Annotated in this window: 16 protein-coding genes and 1 pseudogene; 6 read left to right on the forward strand and 11 right to left on the reverse strand. The window is 73.1% G+C overall.

Annotated elements, in window-relative coordinates; genetic code table 11:
• Positions 1-22: 22 nt before the first annotated feature.
• The 5 genes from SM418_RS30170 to SM418_RS30190 are packed head-to-tail and all read right to left on the reverse strand — an operon-like array spanning position 23 to position 5,565.
• On the reverse strand, positions 23-1,042 hold the full coding sequence (locus SM418_RS30170) for an ABC transporter ATP-binding protein (protein ID WP_371944439.1): 1,020 nt from the start codon (positions 1,040-1,042) through the stop codon (positions 23-25).
• Positions 1,026-2,051 (reverse strand): ABC transporter ATP-binding protein, encoded by a 1,026-nt coding sequence (locus tag SM418_RS30175; RefSeq protein ID WP_371944440.1) that lies wholly within the window; start codon positions 2,049-2,051, stop codon positions 1,026-1,028. The genes SM418_RS30170 and SM418_RS30175 overlap by 17 nt, the downstream gene beginning before the upstream one ends.
• A gap of 3 nt (positions 2,052-2,054) precedes the next feature.
• Positions 2,055-3,017 carry an ABC transporter permease gene (locus SM418_RS30180; protein WP_371944441.1) on the reverse strand — a complete coding sequence of 321 codons (963 nt, stop codon included), beginning with the start codon at positions 3,015-3,017 and terminating at the stop codon, positions 2,055-2,057.
• Between the two features lie 7 nt (positions 3,018-3,024).
• A complete protein-coding gene (locus tag SM418_RS30185) occupies positions 3,025-3,951 on the reverse strand; it encodes an ABC transporter permease (protein ID WP_371944442.1) in 927 nt (308 codons plus the stop codon).
• Positions 3,952-3,957: 6 nt separating this feature from the next.
• A complete protein-coding gene (locus SM418_RS30190) occupies positions 3,958-5,565 on the reverse strand; it encodes a peptide ABC transporter substrate-binding protein (RefSeq protein ID WP_371944443.1) in 1,608 nt (535 codons plus the stop codon).
• A gap of 294 nt (positions 5,566-5,859) precedes the next feature.
• On the opposite strand from SM418_RS30190, the gene SM418_RS30195 reads away from it, so the two are divergent.
• Positions 5,860-7,161, forward strand: a complete 1,302-nt coding sequence (locus SM418_RS30195) for a M20/M25/M40 family metallo-hydrolase (RefSeq protein ID WP_371944444.1) — start codon at positions 5,860-5,862, stop codon at positions 7,159-7,161.
• Between the two features lie 57 nt (positions 7,162-7,218).
• Here SM418_RS30195 and SM418_RS30200 read toward each other — a convergent pair whose 3' ends face one another.
• The 3 genes from SM418_RS30200 to SM418_RS30210 form a co-directional block, all read right to left on the reverse strand.
• Complete coding sequence (locus tag SM418_RS30200; RefSeq protein WP_371944445.1) at positions 7,219-7,995, reverse strand: ABC transporter permease; 777 nt, start codon at positions 7,993-7,995, stop codon at positions 7,219-7,221.
• 56 nt (positions 7,996-8,051) lie between these two features.
• On the reverse strand, positions 8,052-9,029 hold the full coding sequence (locus SM418_RS30205; RefSeq protein ID WP_371944446.1) for an ATP-binding cassette domain-containing protein: 978 nt from the start codon (positions 9,027-9,029) through the stop codon (positions 8,052-8,054).
• 158 nt (positions 9,030-9,187) lie between these two features.
• On the reverse strand, positions 9,188-9,832 hold the full coding sequence (locus tag SM418_RS30210) for a PadR family transcriptional regulator (protein WP_371944447.1): 645 nt from the start codon (positions 9,830-9,832) through the stop codon (positions 9,188-9,190).
• Between the two features lie 102 nt (positions 9,833-9,934).
• Between SM418_RS30210 and SM418_RS30215 the strand changes: the two genes are divergently transcribed.
• From SM418_RS30215 to SM418_RS30225, 3 genes are all read left to right on the forward strand, one after another.
• A complete protein-coding gene (locus SM418_RS30215) occupies positions 9,935-10,816 on the forward strand; it encodes a hypothetical protein (RefSeq protein ID WP_371944448.1) in 882 nt (293 codons plus the stop codon).
• Positions 10,817-10,921: 105 nt separating this feature from the next.
• Positions 10,922-11,944 carry an MBL fold metallo-hydrolase gene (locus SM418_RS30220; protein ID WP_371944449.1) on the forward strand — a complete coding sequence of 341 codons (1,023 nt, stop codon included), beginning with the start codon at positions 10,922-10,924 and terminating at the stop codon, positions 11,942-11,944.
• 69 nt (positions 11,945-12,013) lie between these two features.
• Entirely contained in the window at positions 12,014-12,652 is a 639-nt protein-coding gene (locus tag SM418_RS30225; protein ID WP_371944450.1) for a pyridoxamine 5'-phosphate oxidase family protein, read from the forward strand.
• Positions 12,653-12,711: 59 nt separating this feature from the next.
• Here the strand turns inward: SM418_RS30225 and SM418_RS30230 are convergent, their stop codons facing one another.
• A complete protein-coding gene (locus SM418_RS30230) occupies positions 12,712-12,900 on the reverse strand; it encodes a DUF5302 domain-containing protein (RefSeq protein WP_371944451.1) in 189 nt (62 codons plus the stop codon).
• A gap of 146 nt (positions 12,901-13,046) precedes the next feature.
• Between SM418_RS30230 and SM418_RS30235 the strand changes: the two genes are divergently transcribed.
• Both SM418_RS30235 and SM418_RS37995 read left to right on the forward strand, forming a co-directional pair.
• A complete protein-coding gene (locus SM418_RS30235; protein ID WP_371944452.1) occupies positions 13,047-14,447 on the forward strand; it encodes a cytochrome P450 in 1,401 nt (466 codons plus the stop codon).
• A gap of 194 nt (positions 14,448-14,641) precedes the next feature.
• A pseudogene (locus tag SM418_RS37995) lies at positions 14,642-14,884 on the forward strand (DUF2795 domain-containing protein); the annotation flags it as partial.
• Here the strand turns inward: SM418_RS37995 and SM418_RS38000 are convergent.
• Positions 14,811-16,370, reverse strand: coding sequence for an aconitase family protein (locus SM418_RS38000; RefSeq protein WP_443098409.1), 1,560 nt, complete (start codon positions 16,368-16,370; stop codon positions 14,811-14,813). The pseudogene SM418_RS37995 and the gene SM418_RS38000 overlap by 74 nt on opposite strands.
• Before the next feature lie 2 nt (positions 16,371-16,372).
• Positions 16,373-17,929 (reverse strand): FAD-dependent monooxygenase, encoded by a 1,557-nt coding sequence (locus tag SM418_RS30255; RefSeq protein ID WP_371944454.1) that lies wholly within the window; start codon positions 17,927-17,929, stop codon positions 16,373-16,375.
• Positions 17,930-18,009 lie beyond the last annotated feature (80 nt).

Genomic DNA, 18,009 nt, shown 5'->3' on the forward strand with positions numbered 1-18,009 from the left:
CCGCCGGGCCATCCGCCGGCTGTCAGGTTCGCTCGGTGAGGGCGGCCTCGGCGGCGAAGTGGCACGCGCTGGGGTGGGCGGAGCCCTCCCGCTCCTCCAGCGCCGGCGCCTCCTCCGCGCAGACGTCCCGGGCCTTCCAGCAGCGGGTGCGGAACCGGCAGCCCGACGGCGGGTCCAGCGGCGACGGCGGCTCGCCCTCCAGCCGGATCTCGCCCGACCAGCCGGGCGCGTCCGGATCGGGCACCGGGACGGCCGACAGCAGCGCCTGCGTGTAGGGGTGCGTCGGGTGCTCGTAGATCTGCGTCCCGTCCCCGGTCTCGACGACCTTGCCGAGGTACATGACGGCGACGCGGTCGGAGATGTGCCGGACGGCGGCCAGGTCGTGCGCGATGAACACGTACGCCAGGCCCAGCTCGTTCTGCAGTTCGGCGAGCAGGTTCATCACCTGAGCCTGGACGGAGACGTCCAGTGCCGACACCGGCTCGTCGCACACGATCACGTCGGGGCGCAGCGCGAGGGCGCGGGCGATGCCGACGCGCTGGCGCTGCCCGCCGGAGAACTGGTGCGGGTACCGGCTGACGTGGCCGGGATCGAGGCCGACGAGTTCCAGCAGTTCCTGCACGCGCCTGCGCCGCTCGCCCTTCGGCGCCGCGTCCGGGTGGATCGCGAACGGCTCGCCGACGATGTCGCCGACCGTCATCCGGGGGTCGAGGGACGAGTACGGGTCCTGCATCACCATCTGGATGCGGCGGCGCAGGGCCCGCAGCTCCGGCTTCGGCAGCGCGAACACGTCCCGGCCGTCGAAGCGGACCGTCCCGGCGGTGGGACGCTCGGCGGCGAGCAGCAGCTTCGCCAGCGTCGACTTCCCGCAGCCGGACTCGCCCACGACGCCGAGCGTCTCGCCGCGGCGCAGCTCCAGATCGACCCCGTCCACGGCCTTCACGTGGCCGACCGCGCGCTTGACCACCACGCCGCGGGTCACCGGGTAGTGCTTGACGAGCCCCTCCACCCGCAGGATCGGGTCCTCACTCGGGTCCGGCACCGTGGACCTCCTCGGCGAAGTGGCAGGCCGCGTCGTGTCCCGGCGCGACGTTGACGAGGGGTGGCCGCTCGGCCGCGCAGCGCGCCTCGGCGCGCGAGCAGCGCGGCTGGAACGGGCAGCCGGGCGGCAGCGCGGCCGGGTTCGGCGGCGCCCCCTTGATCGGGACGAGCGGCGCGCCGCGCCGGTCCAGCCGCGGCACCGACGCCAGCAGGCCCTTCGTGTACGGATGGGCGGGCCGCGCGTACAGCTCGCGGGCGGGCGCCTGCTCGGCGACCGACCCCGCGTACATGACGACGATCCGGTCCGCGACGCCGGCGACGACGCCGAGATCGTGGGTGATCAGCACCATGCCCATCCGCAGCTCGTCCTGGAGCCCGGCGAGCAGCCGCATGATCTGCGCCTGCACGGTGACGTCCAGCGCGGTCGTCGGCTCGTCGGCGATGAGGACGTCCGGCTCCAGCGCCAGCGCCATCGCGATCATGATGCGCTGGCGCATGCCGCCGGAGAACTGGTGCGGGTAGTCGCCGAGCCGCTCGGCGGCGGACGGGATCCGCACCCGCTCCATCAGCTCGACCGCCTTGTCCCGGGCCGCCCGGCGGCCGAGGCCGCGGTGCACCCGGTACATCTCGCGGAGCTGGTCGCCGACGGTGAACACCGGGTTCAGCGCGGTCAGCGCGTCCTGGAAGATCATCGAGATGCGGTCGCCGCGGTAGGCGCGGCGGCGCCGCTCGGGCAGGCCGAGCAGCTCCACGCCGCGCAGTCTCACCGAGCCGCGCTCGACGCGGGCGGGCGGAACGTCCAGGATGCCCATGACGGCCTGAGCCGCGACGCTCTTCCCCGACCCCGACTCGCCGAGGATCGCCAGCGTCTCCCCCTCGTCGAGGGTGTACGACAGGCCGTTCACCGCGTGGACGTCCTGGCCGCGCACCCGGAACCGCACATGCAGGTCGTCGACGCGCAGCAGCGGTTCGGGCTCGGGGGCCGGGTCGTCCTTGATGTCCGTGAGCATGGGTCACCGCAGCTTCGGGTCGAGGGCGTCGCGGACGGCGTCGCCGAGCATCAGGAAGCTCAGCACCGTCGCCGACAGGAACACCGCGGGGAAGATCAGCAGGTGCGGGTGGTCGATGAAGGAGTCCTTCGCCTGGTTCAGCTGGAGCCCCCAGGACACCTCCGGGTACTGCAGGCCGACGCCGAGGAAGTCCAGCGTCGCCTCCCCCACGATCACGTTGCCGACGTTGAGGGTGGCGACCACGATCACCGGCGCGATCGCGTTCGGCAGGATGTGCCGGGCCATGATCCGCGCGTCGGACGCGCCGAGCAGCCGCGACGCCTGCACGTAGTCGGCGTCCCGGACGGAGATGACCTGGCCGCGCATGATGCGGATCATCGTCGTCCAGCCGAGCAGCACCAGCACCAGCGTCATCGCCCCCACGCCGTGCGAGGGGAACGCCACCAGGATCACCGTGGCGCCGAGCACGAAGGGCAGCCCGAAGAACACGTCGGTGAGCCGCGCGATCACCGCGTCCAGGACGCCGCCGTAGTAGCCGGCGAGCAGCCCGAGCACGAGCGCGATCGCCAGCGCGAACACGGTGACCGCGACGCCGATCAGCAGCGTCGGGCGGGCGCCGTGCACGACGTGCGCGTAGTAGTCGCAGCCCGCGAGGTCGGTGCCGAACCAGTGGTCGCCGGACGGGCCCAGCTTGGCGTCGTTCGGGTCGCAGCCCTCGTTGACGTGCTGGGCGGTGAACAGCCTCGGCAAGGCGGCCATCACCGCCACGACCGCGAGGATCGCCACCGAGCCCCAGAACACCCACCGGCGCCGCAGGTCGCGCCACGCGTCGTCCCACAGCGACGCGCGGCCGAGCTCGCCGCCGACGGCGGCGACCGCGGCGGCGCTCGTCCCCGGCGCCCCGGCGGCCGGCGCCTGCTCCGGTGCGGGGCCGGGCGGCCCGGCGTCCGGCTCCTTGATCGTCATGCGCGCCTCACTCGTACCTGATCCGCGGGTCGAGCACCCCGTACAGCAGGTCCACGACCAGGTTGACCAGCAGGAAGATCAGCACCAGGACGGTGACCGCGCCGACCACGACCGGCCCCTCCTTCAGCTGGATCGACTGGAACACCTGCTGCCCGATGCCGGGCAGGTTGAAGATGCCCTCGGTCACCACCGCGCCGCCCATCAGGCTCCCGAAGTCGACGCCGAGGTAGGTGACGACCGGGATCAGCGAGTTGCGCAGCGCGTGCCGGCCGACCACCCGCGTCCGCGACAGGCCCTTGGCGTTCGCGGTGCGCACGTAGTCGGCCCGCAGGTTCTCCGACAGGCTCGTGCGGGTCAGCCGCGCCACGTACGACAGGCCGAGCGAGCTGAGCACGATGCCGGGCAGCAGGTAGCTCATCGGCCAGCCGTCGTCCGTCCCGGCCGTGGGGAAGATCTGCCAGTGCAGGCCGAACAGCAGCTGCGCGGCGTACGCGAGGACGAACACCGGCACCGCGATCACCAGCGTCGTCCCGCCGAGGACGAGGGTGTCGGCGAACCGGCCGCGGCGCAGGCCCGCCCACGTGCCGAGCGCGATCCCGATGGCCAGCTCGAAGATCCAGGCGGTGACGGCGAGCTGCGCGGTCACCGTCCACCGCCCGCCGAGCATCTCCGACACGCTCTGGCCTGTGTAGTTCTCGCCCAGGTCGCCCTGGACGAGGCCCCACATGTACTTCGCGTACTGCACCAGGAGCGGGTCGTTCAGGTTGTACCGGTCCCGGAGCGTCTGCAGGACGTTCTCCGGGACCGGCTTGTCCCCCGCCAGGGCCTGGATCGGGTCGCCCGGCAGCGCGAACACCATCACGTAGATGAGCAGTGTCGTGCCGATGAAGACGGGGACCGCCTGCAGGAGCCGCCGGAGGGCGTAGCGCCACATCGCCGGCTACTTCACCGTCACTTCGGTGGCGACCAGACCCGTCGAGTACGGGGTGATCGTGACGTGGTCGACGTTCTTCGAGCGGCCGCCCTGGCCCGCCCACGTCCAGAGCGGGATCATCGGCATCTCCTGTATGGCGATGTCCTCGGCCTGGTTGTACAGCGCGAGGGCCTGCTGCTGGTCGGCCGTCCGGTTGGCCTGGGCGATGAGGTCGTCGAACTTCTTGCTCGTCCAGCCCATGCGGTTGCCGACCGAGCCCCACATGTTCTCCAGGTAGTTCTGCGGGCTCGGGAAGTCGGCCTCCCAGTTCTGCCGGTACGGGCCCTTCTCCTTGCGCTCCCGCAGCATGCTGAAGTAGTCGGACGCCGGAACCTGCCGGAACTGGATGTCGGTGATGCCGAGGTTGTCGCGCAGGGAGTTCGCGACGATGCGCATCCACTGCGCGAAGGTCGGCTGCGCGTTGGAGAAGTACAACTCCAACGTCCCCTTGAACCCGCCGGCCTTGTCGAACAGCTGCTTGGCCTTCGCCGGGTCATAGGTGCACAGCTCGCCGCACGCGTTGTCGCGGTGCCCGGGGATGATGGACGGGAGGAGCGAGTCCGCGGGGAAGTAGTCGCCGTTGTAGACCGCCTTGTTGATGCCCTGGCGGTCGATGACCATCGAGATGGCCTTGCGCAGGTCCGGGTTGTCGAACCGCTTGTCGAACACGGGGAAGCCGAGGTAGTCGGTCGTGCTCATCGTGCGGGTCATGAACCGGTCGCCGAGCAGCCGCTTGGCCTCGGGGACCTTGGCGGACGGGATGGTCTGCAGGACGTCGATCCGGCCGGCCCGCAGGTCGGTGTAGGCGGTGTCGGCGTTGGAGTAGCTCTTCCAGGTCACGCCCTTGTTCTTCGGCTTGCGCGGGCCCGTGTACCCCGGGGCGGCGACGAGCTTGATCTGCTTGTTGCGCTCCCAGTTCCCGTCCATCTCGTACGGGCCGTTGCCGATCGGGTGCTCGTCGAACGCCTTCTGGTCCTTCAGGCCCGCCGCGGGCATCGGCGCGAACGCCGGATACGTCAGCAGCAGCGGGAACTGGCTGAACGGCGCGTCGAGCGTGACCTTCAGCGAGTCCGCGCCGGTCACCTCGACCCCCGACAGCGTCTTCGCCTTCGGCTTGGCGTCCTCGTCCTCGGGGTTCAGGTCCGCGTACCCCTTGATGGACGAGAAGTAGTCGTTGGCGCCCATGGCGTTCGGCCCGTACGCCGCGTTGTTCCACGCGTCCGCGAAGCTCTGCGCGGTCACCGGCTCCCCGTTGTGGAACTTCTGCCCCGGCCTGATCTTGATCGTCCAGACCGTCTGGTCGTCCGAGGTGACGGACGCGGCGGCCAGCGGCACGGCCTTCCCGTCCTCGGTGAGCGTCATCAGGTTGTCGAACAACTCGGTGATCACGTCGAAGGAGTAGCTGCTGGTCGTGTTGGCGGGCACCAGGTGGTCGGGCTCGGAGTGCCCGACGGTGAACGTCCCGTCGCCCGCCTTCGCCTCATCGCCGCCGCAGCCCGACAGTCCCGCCGACGCGGCGAGCGCCACCGCGACGACCCCCGCGACCTTCCACCGCGCACCCCACTGGCTGGTCATGCTCCTCCTCGGCCGTGTAGCGCCGTCGCGCCGCGGACGCTTGGCCGCCCGCCGCACCTAGATTGCTCGCAGCGTCGTACCGGTGGTGAGCGTTTGAACACTGCGCTGACGGAGTCGAAACCGGATCGAGACGTTCGTGATCATGCAGCAGCCCGTCCGCCGCGAGCCCGCCGCCACGACGCACGGCACCAAAAAGTCACCGCCCATTGACACGGTTCGGTGCCCGGGGAGAATGATTCCTCATCGCGTGGACGGGGGATCGCGTGGACGGGGGTGTGCGGGAACGGGGGTCGGATGGACGGCGGGGCGGGCGGCGAGGCCGGCGGGATCTGCGCTGATCTGATCCGGTTCGACACCACCAACCGGGGCGAGGGAGTGGCGCGTCCCGAGCGGCCGGCGGCGGAGTACGTCGCCGGGCTGCTGGACGAGGCCGGGGCCGAGGCGGAGATCGTGGAGTCGGCGCCCGGACGTGCGAGCGTGCTGGCGCGGATCGCCGGCACCGACTCCTCCCATCCCGCCTTCCTGGTCCACGGGCACCTCGACGTGGTGCCGGCCGACGCGGCCGACTGGACGGTCCCGCCGTTCTCCGGCGAGGTGCGCGACGGCTGCGTGTGGGGGCGCGGCGCGGTCGACATGAAGGGCAGCCTCGCGATGACCCTCGCGGTCGTGCGGCGGCGGCTGCGCGAGGGGCGGCGCACGCGCGGCGACCTCGTCCTGGCGTTCCTCGCCGACGAGGAGTGCACCGGCGAGTACGGGTCCCGGTACGTGGCGCGCGAGCACCGGGAGGTCTTCGAGGGGTGCACGGAGGCGATCAGCGAATCGGGCGGGTTCAGCGTGGACGCGGGCGGGACGCGGATCTACCCGATCGCGACGGGCGAGCGCGGCACCACCTGGATGAAGCTGACGGCGCGCGGCACGGCCGGGCACGGGTCCAAGCCGGCGCCCGACAACGCGGTCGCCGAGATCGCGCACGCCGTGTCGCGGCTGGCCGCCCACGAGTGGCCCGTCCGCCTGACACCGGGCGTGCGCGCCCTGCTGGACGGGCTCGCGGACGCGCTCGGCACCGTCATCGACCACGACCGCCTCGACGAGGAGGCCGCGCGGCTCGGCCGCGCCGGCCATCTGTTCGCCGGGACGATCCGCAACTCGGTCAACCCGACCCGGCTGGACGCCGGATACAAGGTCAACGTCGTGCCCGGGACGGCGACGGCGCAGGTCGACGGCCGCTACCTGCCGGGCGCCGGCGAGGAGTTCCTCGCCACGATCGACCGGCTGCTCGGCCCGAAGGTCACCCGCGAGTTCATCAACTACGAGGAGGCGCCCGCCGCGGACCCGGCGGGCCCGACGTTCGCCGCGCTCGCCGGCGCACTCCGCGCCGAGGACCCGGTCGCCCGTCCCGTCCCGTACGTGATGGCGGGCGGCACGGACGCGAAGTCGTTCCACCGGATCGGCATCACGAGCTTCGGCTTCGCCCCCCTCCTGCTCGGGCCGGACCTCGACTACTTCGGCATGTTCCACGGTGTGGACGAGCGCGTCCCGCTGGAGGGCCTGGCGTTCGGCACCCGGGTCCTCGACCGGTTCCTGGACACCCGCTGACCCGGCCGCGCGGCGGGCGGCCGGGCCGGCGGGCGGCTCGTCACCGGGGCGGTCCGGTCACCGGGACTTCTGGTAGCTCCTGACGGAGTGGGTCGCCAGGGCCACCGTGACCATGGTCAGGGCCAGGAGCGGAGAGCCGTGCGCGGCGGCCGAACCCCAGTCGGGGTCGTCGGACAGTGCCGCGCGGGCGCTGTCGAGTGCCCAGCTCACCGGGTTGGCGGTGGCCACGTGCCGGATCCAGGACGGCATCAGGTCCTTGGCCATGAACGCCGACGACAGGAAGGTGAGCGGCAGCAGCAGCATCACATTCAGGCCGATGATGGTGTTGCGGTCCCGGACGAGCAGCGCGAGCGTGTTCGACAGGGCGGCGAGGACGACGCCGATCAGCACCGCGGCCGCGACGAGGACCGCGAGGCCGGTGAGGCCGCCGGGGTAGTCCGCGCCGGCCGCCAGGCCCAGCAGGATGATCACGAGGGACTGGAACGCCGTGCTCAGGGCCTGCTCGATGACGCCCGCGTTCACCAGCGCGCTGCGGCGCACCGGGGTGACGAGGAAGCGGTCGAGGGTGCCGCGCTCGATCTCGTCCATGGTCGCCATCCCGGCGAACGAGTTCAGCGACACCGCGTTCATGATCACGACCCCGGGGACGATGTAGTCGAGGTAGGACCGGCCGCCGAAGCCGGGGAGTTCGGCGACCTTCCCGAACAGCTCGCCGAACAGGAACAGCCAGATCATCGGCTGCATCAGTGTCATGGCGAGGACGGCGGGGTTGCGCAGCAGCGCCGCCAGCCGCCGGTGCGTCATCCACCAGGTTCCGGTCACAAGGGCGGTCATCGGCGCGGTCTCCGGAGCGGTCGTCGAAGCGGCTTCCGAAGCGGTCGTCGGAGCGGTCATCGGGCGCCTCCGGCGGTGGCGGGCTCGGCGCCGGCGAGGCGGCGTCCGGCGTAGCGGAGGTAGACGTCGTCCAGGGACGGCCGCGCGACGGTCGCCGCGGCGGCCGGGACGCCCGCCTGGTCGAGGGCGGCGAGGACGGCCGGCACGGCGGAGGCGCCGTCGCCGGTCCGCGCGCTGAGCCGCGGCCCGTCCAGGACGATCTCGCGGACGCCGGGCAGCCGGCCGAGCGCCTCCCGCACGAGCGGCTCCGGCGGCGCCTGCGGCCATTCGACGTGCACGGCGTCGCCGCGCAGTTCGCCCTTGAGCGCGTCGGGCGTGCCCGCCACGACGACGCGTCCCCGGTCGACGATCGCCAGCCGCCGCGCGAGCCGGTCGGCCTCGTCCAGGTAGTGGGTGGTGAGCAGGATCGCGAGGGCGTCGTCGCCGGCGAGCCGGGCGATCTCGGCCCACATCGAGGCGCGGGCCTCGGGGTCGAGCCCGGTGGTGGGCTCGTCGAGGAACAGGACCCGCGGCCGGTGGACGAGACCGAGGGCGACGTCGAGGCGCCGCAGCATCCCGCCGGAGTAGGTCTTCACGGGACGGCCCGCCGCGTCCTCCAGCCCGAACCGGGCGAGCAGTTCACCGGCCCGGCGGCGCGCCCGCGTCCCGGACAGCCCGTACAGGCGGCCCTGAAGGATCAGGTTGCCGAGGCCGCTCGCCTCCGGGTCGGCGCCGGACTTCTGCGACACGACGCCGATGACGCGGCGGACCCGGTCGGGCCGGCGCAGCACGTCGTGCCCCGCGACGGCGGCGGTGCCCGCGTCCGGCCGGATCAGCGTGGTGAGGATCTTGACGGTGGTGGACTTGCCCGCTCCGTTGGGGCCGAGCAGCCCGAGGATCTCGCCTTCCGCGACCGTGATGGACAGGCCGTCCAGGGCCCGGACGTCGCCGGGATAGTTCTTCACGAGGCCCTCGGCCTCGATGGCGTGCGCCATGGTCTCCTCCGTTGCAGCGCAACATGCTCGACGGAGGGGTCCCGGATAGGCTGGGGTTGCGTGCTCGCCGCCAGGGCCCGCTCCGCGCGAGTTCTCGGTGGTGGGTTCTCCGGCCCGGCGGTGGTGTTGGCGCACCTCCGCCGGGCCTTCTCGTCGGCTCAGTCCTCGGGGGCTCCCCTCTCCGCCATCTCGGCGATCTCGGGCGGGAGCCGCCCGGTCTCGTGGAACGCGCGCCACATGTCGAGACCCGGCAGCGAGCCGTCCTCGATCTCGGTGAGGAAGCCGCGCACCCACGCGGCCTCCGCGCGCCTGATCGCGAGGTCGTACTCCTCCTCGATCAGGAAGAGGCGCGGGACCTCGGTCTCGGCCGCCAGCGCCGCCTCGTCGCCCGCGATCCGCCGCTCCATCACCTCGAGCCGCCCGCGCAGCAGTTCGGCGACCTCGTCCGGGCCGAGGGCGCCGAGGACGGACAGCCCGGCCTCGAACCGCGGCACCTCCCGCTCGGGCACCGCGATCAGCTCGCGGACCCAGTCGGCGAGCTCGTCCATCCCCGCGTCGGTGATGCGGTAGACGGTCCGCTCGGGGCGAGCCCCTTCGCGGGCGCTTCCCTCGACGGCCAGGAACCCGTGCTTCTCCAGGTTGCCGACGACGGTGTAGAGCGAGCCCCACTTGATGTCCATATCGCGCTCCTTGCCGCGCGCGCGCATCAGAGCCGCCATCTCGTACGGGTGCATCGGCCGGGCGGAGACCGTCGACAGCACGGCGAGCCCGAGAAGGTTGCTCACCTTGCGCCGCTTGGCCATTCCACCCTCCTCGCGCACGAGTACTCGCAAACGAGTATCGCATTCGGGCCACGGCTCCGTCCACCCCGATCCCCGAGACGCGGAAACGGGTAGAGATCGGGCGTGGACTTCTCCAGTGCGGCCGATGAGCTCTTCGGCGGCCGGCCCGGACGGTTCGTCGCGACGCGGAAGCGGCTCGCGCGGGAGGCCAGGGACGGCGGCGACCCCGCCCTCGCCAAGCGGATCGACGCGTTGCGGCGCCCGACGCTGTCGGCGTGGGCGGTGAACCTGCTCAGCCGCTCGGCCGCGGGCGAGCTGGAGCGGCTGCTGGAGGTGGGGGCCGAACTGCGCTCGGCGTGGGGCTCCGGCGGCGGGCTCCGCGACCTGGAGCAGCGCCGCGCCGGCCTGGTCGCGTCGCTGGTGCGCACCGCCGCCGACCTCGCGGCCGAGGCGGGCGACGCGCTGCGCGAGCAGGCCGTCCGGGAGGTCGAGGACACCCTCCAGGCCGCCACCGTGGACGAGGCGATCGCCGGGGAGGTGCGCGAGGGACGGCTGTCGCAGCCGCGCAGCCACACCGGTTTCGTCCCCGCCGGGTTCCCAATGGCGCCTCCGGAGGAGGAGGAAGAGGAGGAAGAACCCCCGAAGCCGGAGCCCGGGGAGAAGAGGAAGCCCGAGCGGCCGAAGGCGAACGTCACGCGGACGACTGCCGCGCGGGAGCGGCGGGCGGAGACGCTGCGCAGGCGCGCCGAGGAGGCAGAGCGCAAGCTCGCCGAACGCACGGAGCGGGCGGACGAGGCCAGGCGCGAGACCGAGGAGGCGTCCGCCGAGGTGGGCCGGCTCCGCCACGAGCTGGACCGCGCCGTCGCCGACCGCGACGCGGCGGCCCGCCGGGCGGAACGCGCCGAGCAGAACCGCGCCCGTGCGGAGGAGGCGGCGCGCGAGGCTCGCACGGCCGCCGCCGAGGCCCGCCGCGCCGCCGACCGCGACGCGCGTCGCAGCCGATGACGCACGTCACACCCAATAGGGAGCAAAGGGGACGTTCGGGATGGGCTAGGTTCGATCAGACGATGATTCGGCCAGCAGAGGGGGCGCGCGGTGACGGCACCGGTCGTGGAACAGCCGACTGACTGGACCGAACCGGGCGCTCATCCGGTGGTGCCGGGGGTGCACCGGATCCCGCTGGCGCTGCCGATCCCGTCGCTGCACGCCGTCAACGTGTACGTCATCGAGGACGCCGACGGCCCCATCGTCGTGGACTCCGGCTGGGCGATGCCCGACACGCGCGCGTCGCTGGAGAAGGCCCTGCGCGCGCTCGGCCACGGGCTGGACGACGTGGCGCAGTTCCTCGTCACCCACGCGCACTGGGACCACTACTCGCAGGCGCTCGCGCTGCGCGAGTCGTTCGGGACGCGCGTGCGGATCGGGCGCGGCGAGCGGACGTCCATCGAGGCGTTCGACGTCAGCCGGGGCCTGCACCCGCGGCAGGTCGAGCTGCTGCGCCGCTGCGGCGCAGGCGCGCTCGCCGACGAGATCGCGGGCATGCCGATGGACCGTTCCGAGCAGGACGTCCCGCACACGATGCCGGACGGCTGGCTGGACGACGGGGAGCGCATCGCCCTCACCGGCCGGGGCCTGGACGTGTTCGCCACGCCCGGCCACACGCGCGGCCACGTCGTCATGCGGGACGCGGGCGCCGGGCTGCTGTTCGCCGGCGACCACATCCTGCCGCACATCACGCCGTCCATCGGGCTGGAGACCGAGCCGGAGCCGAAGCCGCTGCGCAGCTACCTGGAGTCGCTGCGGCTGGTCCGCGACATGCCCGACACGCTGCTGCTCCCCGCGCACGGCCCGGTGACGCCGAGCGTGCACACCCGGATCGGCGAGCTGCTGGAGCACCACGCCGAGCGACTCGACGCCGCCGCCGCGCAGGTCGGCGCGGGCCGCGGCACGGCGTTCGAGGTCGCCGCCGCCATGCCGTGGACGCGCCGCATGCGCAGGCTCGGCGACCTCGACGCGTTCAGCCGGATGCTGGCCGTCCTGGAGATCGAGGCGCATCTGGACGTCCTCGCGGACCGGGGCGTCCTGGACGCCCACGAGGAGAGCGGCGTCCGCCGGTACGCCGTGCGCCGCTGACCCGCCCGACAACGCCCGGATACTGCCGAGTTACGCTGATCTTCCGTCTTCCCGGCAGAAGGAGCGGCGATGACGCTCGCCCCGGAGTTCACCCCGATCACGTCCCCGGAGGAGCTGCGCGAGCTCCTCGGCGCGCCGATGCCCCGGGCGGTCGACAAGGAGCGCGTCACGCTGCACGCCTGGGACCGGAGGTGGCTCGCCAGCTCCCCGTTCTGCCTGATCTCCACCAGCGACGGCGACGGCAACTGCGACGTCTCCCCCAAGGGCGATCCGCCCGGGTTCGTGCACGTCATCGACGACACGACGATCGCGATCCCGGACCGGCCCGGCAACCGGCGCGCCGACGGGTTCTTGAACGTGCTGAGCAACCCGCACGTCGGACTGATCTTCCTCATCCCGGGACGAACCCAGACCCTGCGGATCAATGGCCGTGCCACGCTCCTGCGGGACGCGCCGTTCTTCGACGAGATGATCGTCAAGGGCCACCGCCCGGCCCTCGCACTGATCGTGGAGATCGAGCAGATCTTCTTCCACTGCGCGAAGGCCCTGATGCGCTCGAAGCTCTGGAAGCCCGAGACGTGGACCCCGGAGGCGCTCCCGTCGTGGGCCCAGATCGTCAAGGACGTCCAGTACACCGAAGAGAACCTGGAGCAGTTGGAGGAGTACTACTCCGAAGGCAACTACTCCAGGAAGCTCTACGGCGCCTGAACGGCGCTGGGCCGACCCCCGCGCGTTGGGCGCGGGGGCCTGCCCGGTGAGGCGGGCGGTCAGCCGCTCTTGCGGCGGAACTGGCGCTGGTGATCGGCGCGGTCGTGCTTGCCGCGCACCTTAGAGCCGCTCCTGCCGGACGCGCCGGCGTTCTTGCCCGCCGCGCCGCGCTTGCGTTCCAGGGCCTCCCGGAACCTGCGCTTCACGTCGTCCTCGCCTTCGGCGGGTTCTCCTGACGAGTCGGCCATGCGGACCTCCAGCTCTCTTAGGGGCACCTCCCAGCCTCACATACGGCCGGGGGGCTCGGCCATCCGGCCCCGCCCGAAAGATCATCTCGGGAGATTCAGCCGCAAACCACGCCAGACGTGATCGTTCTCTCCTAAGGTTTGTGCATGTGGAGCCCCAGACGCCGCAGTCAGAACCCGTCCCCGCGCATCCGCCGCTGGCGGCGCTCGCCGTGCAGCCGCTGCTGAACCGCGACTACGAGTCCCGCCCCGCCGTCTTCTACGAGAGGCTGCGCGAGGAGTACGGGCCGGTGGCGCCGGTGGACGTCCTCGGCGTCCCGGCATGGCTCGTCATCGGCTACGCGCAGACGCTCGACATCCTGCGCGACACCCGCGGCGTGTGGAGCAGGCGGGTCGAGAACTGGCAGCGGTACCGAGACGGCGCGGTCCCAGCGGACTGGCCCATGCTGCCGGTGGTGGAGTCCGGCAACTCGGCCTTCCGCGACGGCGCCGACTCCACCCGGCTGCGCAGCGCGTGGAGCGAGGGCCTGCGGCCGTTCCAGGACCGCACCCGGCCGGAGGCGAAGGCGCTGGAGCAGGCCGTCCGCCGGTACGCCGACGAGCTGATCACCGTGCTGTCGGAGAACGGCGGCCCGTCCGGCTGGGCCGACCTGTCCGCCCAGTACGCGCGGCCGCTGCCGCTGATGGTGATCGGCCGGCTGCTCGGCACCGGCGGGGAGGCCGACGACGAGCTGATCATCGACCTGTGGCGGGTGATGGACGCCGGCCCGGACGCCAAGGAGGCCTCCGACCGGCTGATCGCCCGGGTCGCCGACGTGTGCGCCGCGCGCGTGGCCTCCCCCGGCGCGGACCTGCCGTCCGCCATGCTGGCCGCGGTCCCGGACCTGACCGCCGCCGAGCTGACCAAGGAGATGGCGATGCTGACGGGCCTCGTCGGCGACGTGACGGGGACGCTGATCTGCAACACCATCACCGAGGTGCTGATCGGCGAGACCGGGGCCCGCGACAGCTTGTCCGCCGGGATGATCCAGGAGGCGATCAACCGGGCGTCGGCCGCGAACCCGCCGATGGCCAACCTGTCGTTCCGGTGGGCCAAGGCGGACGTCCGCCTCGGCCGGTTCCAGATCGCGGCCGGCGACCCGGTCATGGTGTCGCCCGCCGCCGCGCACCTGGACCCGGCGTTCACCGCGTCCACCACGCCGGACTCCATCTACAGCTCCCGCGCCCACCTGGCCTGGAGCGCGGGGCCGCACGCCTGCCTCGGCCGCGACCTCGCCACCACCGTCACGACGATCGCGGTGGAGCGGCTGTTCGACCGGTTCTCCGCGCTGCGGCTCGCACTGCCCGCCGACCAGCTGCCGTGGCGCTCGTCCCCGCTGATGCGCGGCCTGCGGTCGCTGCCGGTCAACTACGAGCTGGCCGGTGGCCCGCCGGTGCCGCCGCCCGCCGCGGCCGCGGAGGCGGAGGACGCTTCGAAAGAGAAGGCGGCGGGCGAGGCCGGGGCCGACTCGGTCGTCCGGCGCGTCCTGCGGCTGATGCGCCTGTCGTAGTCCGCCCGCGGCCGGGTTTCCCGAGATCGCACGTATGTTTGGCCCCGGCCGCCCGGGAACGTTCTCCCCCGGTGGTCACGCAGCCCCGGTATCGCGCGGCCCCGGCAGTCGCGCAGGGAGGACGAACGATGCCAGACATGAGCGGCAAGCACGGCCCGAAGGCCGATGACGAGATCGCCCGGGAGACGCACGGGATGGTCAGCGGGGGGCACTCCACGCACGCCGAGGAGTTCAAGGAGCCCGAGCCGTTCTCCGACGACTACCCCGCGGATCCGAACGCGCCCGCCGTCGGGGACCGCGAGGGCTCCCCGCCCGGGATGAGCGCGCGGGACGTCGAGGGCCGCAGCGCGCTCGCCCGCATGCTCAGCGGGGTCCGGTACCCGGCCCGCCCGAACGAGCTGATCCGGCACGCGGCCGAGGACGGCGCCCCCGACGAGGCCGTGGACGAGCTGCGCACGCTGCCGAAACGCGCGTACGAGAACATCGCGGACGTCGCCGAGGAACTCGGCTACGGCCGCGAGGAGCGCAGGTACTGAGCGGCGCGCATCCCGCCGCCGTCACCGGGCCCGGCGTTCGCGGAGGAGGGGGATCTGGCCACCGGCGGCGACCAGGTCCCGCTGGCGGGCGGACAGGCGGTGCCGCGCCCGGTAGGTCTCGCCCTTGGTGACGTTGCGGACATCGATCTCGTGACCGGCCTTCAAAGCGTCCCGGATGTTCTCCACGCGCAGCACGTCCCCCCGCTCGACACGGTCGTAGTCGGCCCCGTCGGCGAACTCGAGGGGCAGGATCCCGAAGTTGACGAGGTTCTGCCAGTGGATCCGCGCGTACCCGCGGGCCAGGACGAGCCGCAGCCCGAGGTGGCGGGGCCTGCACGAGGTCGGCGGTCGCGCCCATCCTGGTCAGGTCGACGAGGATCTGCCGGGACGTCGGGTTCACGTCCAGCGACACCCGCGGATGCACCTGGCGGCCCCGCACGATCGCCGCGACGGACGCGAAGTCGCGCAGCCCGGGGTTCGCCGACGACCCGACGACGACCTGGTGGACCTCCTCCCCCGCGACGTCCCGCACCGGCACCACGTCGCCGGGCGAGCCGGGACGGGCGATCAGCGGCTCCAGCCCCGACAGGTCGATCTCCTCGGTGACGTCGTAGGACGCGCCGGGGTCGGCGGCGATCTCGGTGAAGTCGTCCTCGCGCCCCTCGGCGCGCAGGAACTCCAGGACCCGCTCGTCCGACGGGAACACCGTCGTCGTCGCGCCCAGCTCGGCGCCCATGTTGGCGATGACGTGCCGGTCCATCGCGGTGAGCGAGGCGAGGCCCGGACCGTGGTACTCGATGATCCGGTTGACGCCGCCGCGCACCCCGTGCCTCCGCAGCATCTCCAGGATCACGTCCTTGGCGCTCACCCACGGCGGCGGCTCGCCCGTCAGCCGGACGCCCCAGATCTCCGGCATCGTCACGTGCAGCGGCTCCCCGGCCATCGCCATCGCGACCTCCAGCCCGCCGACGCCGATCGCGAGCATGCCGAGCGAGCCCGCCGCGCACGTGTGGGAGTCGGAGCCGACCATCGTCGCGCCCGGCACCCCGAACCGCTGCATGTGCGTCGGATGCGAGACGCCGTTGCCGGGCTTGGAGTACCAGAGCCCGTACCGGCGGGCGGCGGACCGCAGGAAGATGTGGTCGGCCATGTTGCGCTCGTCGGCCTGCAGCAGGTTGTGGTCGACGTACTGGACGGACACGTCCGTCCGGACCCGGTCCAGGTCGAGGGCCTCCAGCTCCAGCATCACCATCGTGCCGGTCGCGTCCTGGGTGAGGGTCTGGTCGACGCGGATCCCGATCTCGGTGCCGGGCGTCGTCTCGCCGCTCACCAGGTGCGAGGCGATCAGCTTGCGGGCGACGTTGCGGCCCCCCGTGCCGTCTGCCATGGTCAGTTCCTCCGTTCCTCGCCGTCGCCCCGGACGCTGCCGATCCGGCGCGGCTCGTGGACGGCCCCGTCGGCGGGCTGCCCGCACCAGTGGTTCAGGGCGTCGCGGATCTGCGCGGCGCGCCGGTCCGGCGCGGTCTCGTCAGTGGCCCACGCGATGTAGCCGTCCGGGCGCACCAGCACGGTCGTGCGGGTCGCGCCGCCGGCCGGCACGCAGTGCACCCGGCCCGCCCACCGCTTGCTCGCCAGGTAGGTCACGGCCGGGTCGTTCGCCGCGACGACCAGCACGAACATCCCGGCGCCGAGCAGCTCGGGCAGCCGGCCGGGGCCGCCCGCCAGCGGGACGTCCGGGGCGCGCCGCCCGGCCAGCCGGTGCGAGCCGCGCGGCGCCGGGTAGGCGATGTCGATGCCGGAGACGGCCCCCGCCATCCGCCGCGCGACCGGCCGGCAGTGGGTCGCGGCCCACGCCCCGGCGCCGCGCGCCGCGCGCAGCCAGCGCGGCTCGGCGAGCGCGAACCGCAGCAGCGCCCCGCTCCCCCGCAGGACCTGCCGCCCGACCGGATGCCGCTCCTCGTGGTAGCTGTCGAGCAGCCAGGACGGCGCCCAGCCCCACAGCTCGGCGGCCAGTTTCCAGCCGAGGTTGGCCGCGTCCTGCATCCCGGTGTTCATGCCCTGCCCGCCGGCCGGCGAGTGGACGTGCGCGGCGTCCCCGGCGAGGAACACCCGTCCCATGCGGTACTTCGGGACCTGCCGCTCGTCACTGTGGAACCGGGACGTCCAGCGCGGGTCGCGCATGCCGTGGTCGGTGCCGAGCGCGCGGGCGGTCACCTCGCGCAGCTCGGCCATGTCGACGGGCTCGGAGTCGGGCACCTGGTGCCTCCGGTTCCAGGCGATCACCCGGAACCAGCCGTCGCCGAACGGGGCGATGAACGCGAACGCGTCGCCGACCGCACCGGCGGTCAGGACGCCGGCGGGCGCCTCGTCCAGCCGGACGTCCGCGAGCATCACCGACCGCACCGCCGCCCGGCCGGGGAACGGCAGGCCGAGCTCACGCCGGACGGTGCTGCGGACCCCGTCGGCGCCCACCGCGTAGGACGCGCGGCGCGTCACGGTCTCGCCATCGGAGGTCCGGACGTCGACGTCCACGCCCGCCGCGTCCTGGCGGAGCGCGACGACCTCGGCTCCGTGCACGATGTCCGCGCCGGCCGCGAGCGCCCGTTCCCTCAGGACGCGTTCGGTCTCGTACTGCGGGGTGACGAGGACGAACGGGAAGCGTCCGGGCAGCCGGGACAGGTCGAGGGCGGCCGAGCCGAGCAGCCGCAGCGCGCCGACCCGCTCGCCCGTCGCGATCAGCTCGCCCGCGACGCCGCGCGCGTCCAGCGTCTCCAGGGTGCGGGCGTGCACGGCGAACGCCCGCGTCAGGTTGCTCGTCTCCCGCGCGCGGCGCTCCAGCACCGTGCAGCCGATGCCCGCCGCGGCCAGGTCCCCCGCCAGCAGGAGCCCCGTCGGGCCCGCCCCCACGATCAGCACGTTCCCGGTCGGCCTCCCGGTGGGCGCCATCACGCTCCCCTCTCGACGAACGGCCGTCGGCCCGGCCCTCGCCCAGATGACACTTCCCCGGAACCCGCGGTCCTCACGCC

The sequence above is a fragment of the Actinomadura chokoriensis genome (assembly GCF_041463665.1).
GTDB classification, from domain to species: Bacteria; Actinomycetota; Actinomycetes; order Streptosporangiales; family Streptosporangiaceae; genus Spirillospora; species Spirillospora chokoriensis_A.

Coding starts and splice junctions, on each gene's coding strand:
- SM418_RS30175 (WP_371944440.1), bottom strand. CDS start 2,051: ATGCTCACGGACATCAAGGACGACCCGGCCCCCGAGCCCGAACCGCTG.
- SM418_RS30180 (WP_371944441.1), bottom strand. CDS start 3,017: ATGACGATCAAGGAGCCGGACGCCGGGCCGCCCGGCCCCGCACCGGAG.
- SM418_RS30185 (WP_371944442.1), bottom strand. CDS start 3,951: ATGTGGCGCTACGCCCTCCGGCGGCTCCTGCAGGCGGTCCCCGTCTTC.
- SM418_RS30190 (WP_371944443.1), bottom strand. CDS start 5,565: ATGACCAGCCAGTGGGGTGCGCGGTGGAAGGTCGCGGGGGTCGTCGCG.
- SM418_RS30195 (WP_371944444.1), top strand. CDS start 5,860: ATGGACGGCGGGGCGGGCGGCGAGGCCGGCGGGATCTGCGCTGATCTG.
- SM418_RS30200 (WP_371944445.1), bottom strand. CDS start 7,995: ATGACCGCCCTTGTGACCGGAACCTGGTGGATGACGCACCGGCGGCTG.
- SM418_RS30205 (WP_371944446.1), bottom strand. CDS start 9,029: ATGGCGCACGCCATCGAGGCCGAGGGCCTCGTGAAGAACTATCCCGGC.
- SM418_RS30210 (WP_371944447.1), bottom strand. CDS start 9,832: ATGGCCAAGCGGCGCAAGGTGAGCAACCTTCTCGGGCTCGCCGTGCTG.
- SM418_RS30225 (WP_371944450.1), top strand. CDS start 12,014: ATGACGCTCGCCCCGGAGTTCACCCCGATCACGTCCCCGGAGGAGCTG.
- SM418_RS30230 (WP_371944451.1), bottom strand. CDS start 12,900: ATGGCCGACTCGTCAGGAGAACCCGCCGAAGGCGAGGACGACGTGAAG.
- SM418_RS38000 (WP_443098409.1), bottom strand. CDS start 16,370: ATGGCAGACGGCACGGGGGGCCGCAACGTCGCCCGCAAGCTGATCGCC.
- SM418_RS30255 (WP_371944454.1), bottom strand. CDS start 17,929: ATGGCGCCCACCGGGAGGCCGACCGGGAACGTGCTGATCGTGGGGGCG.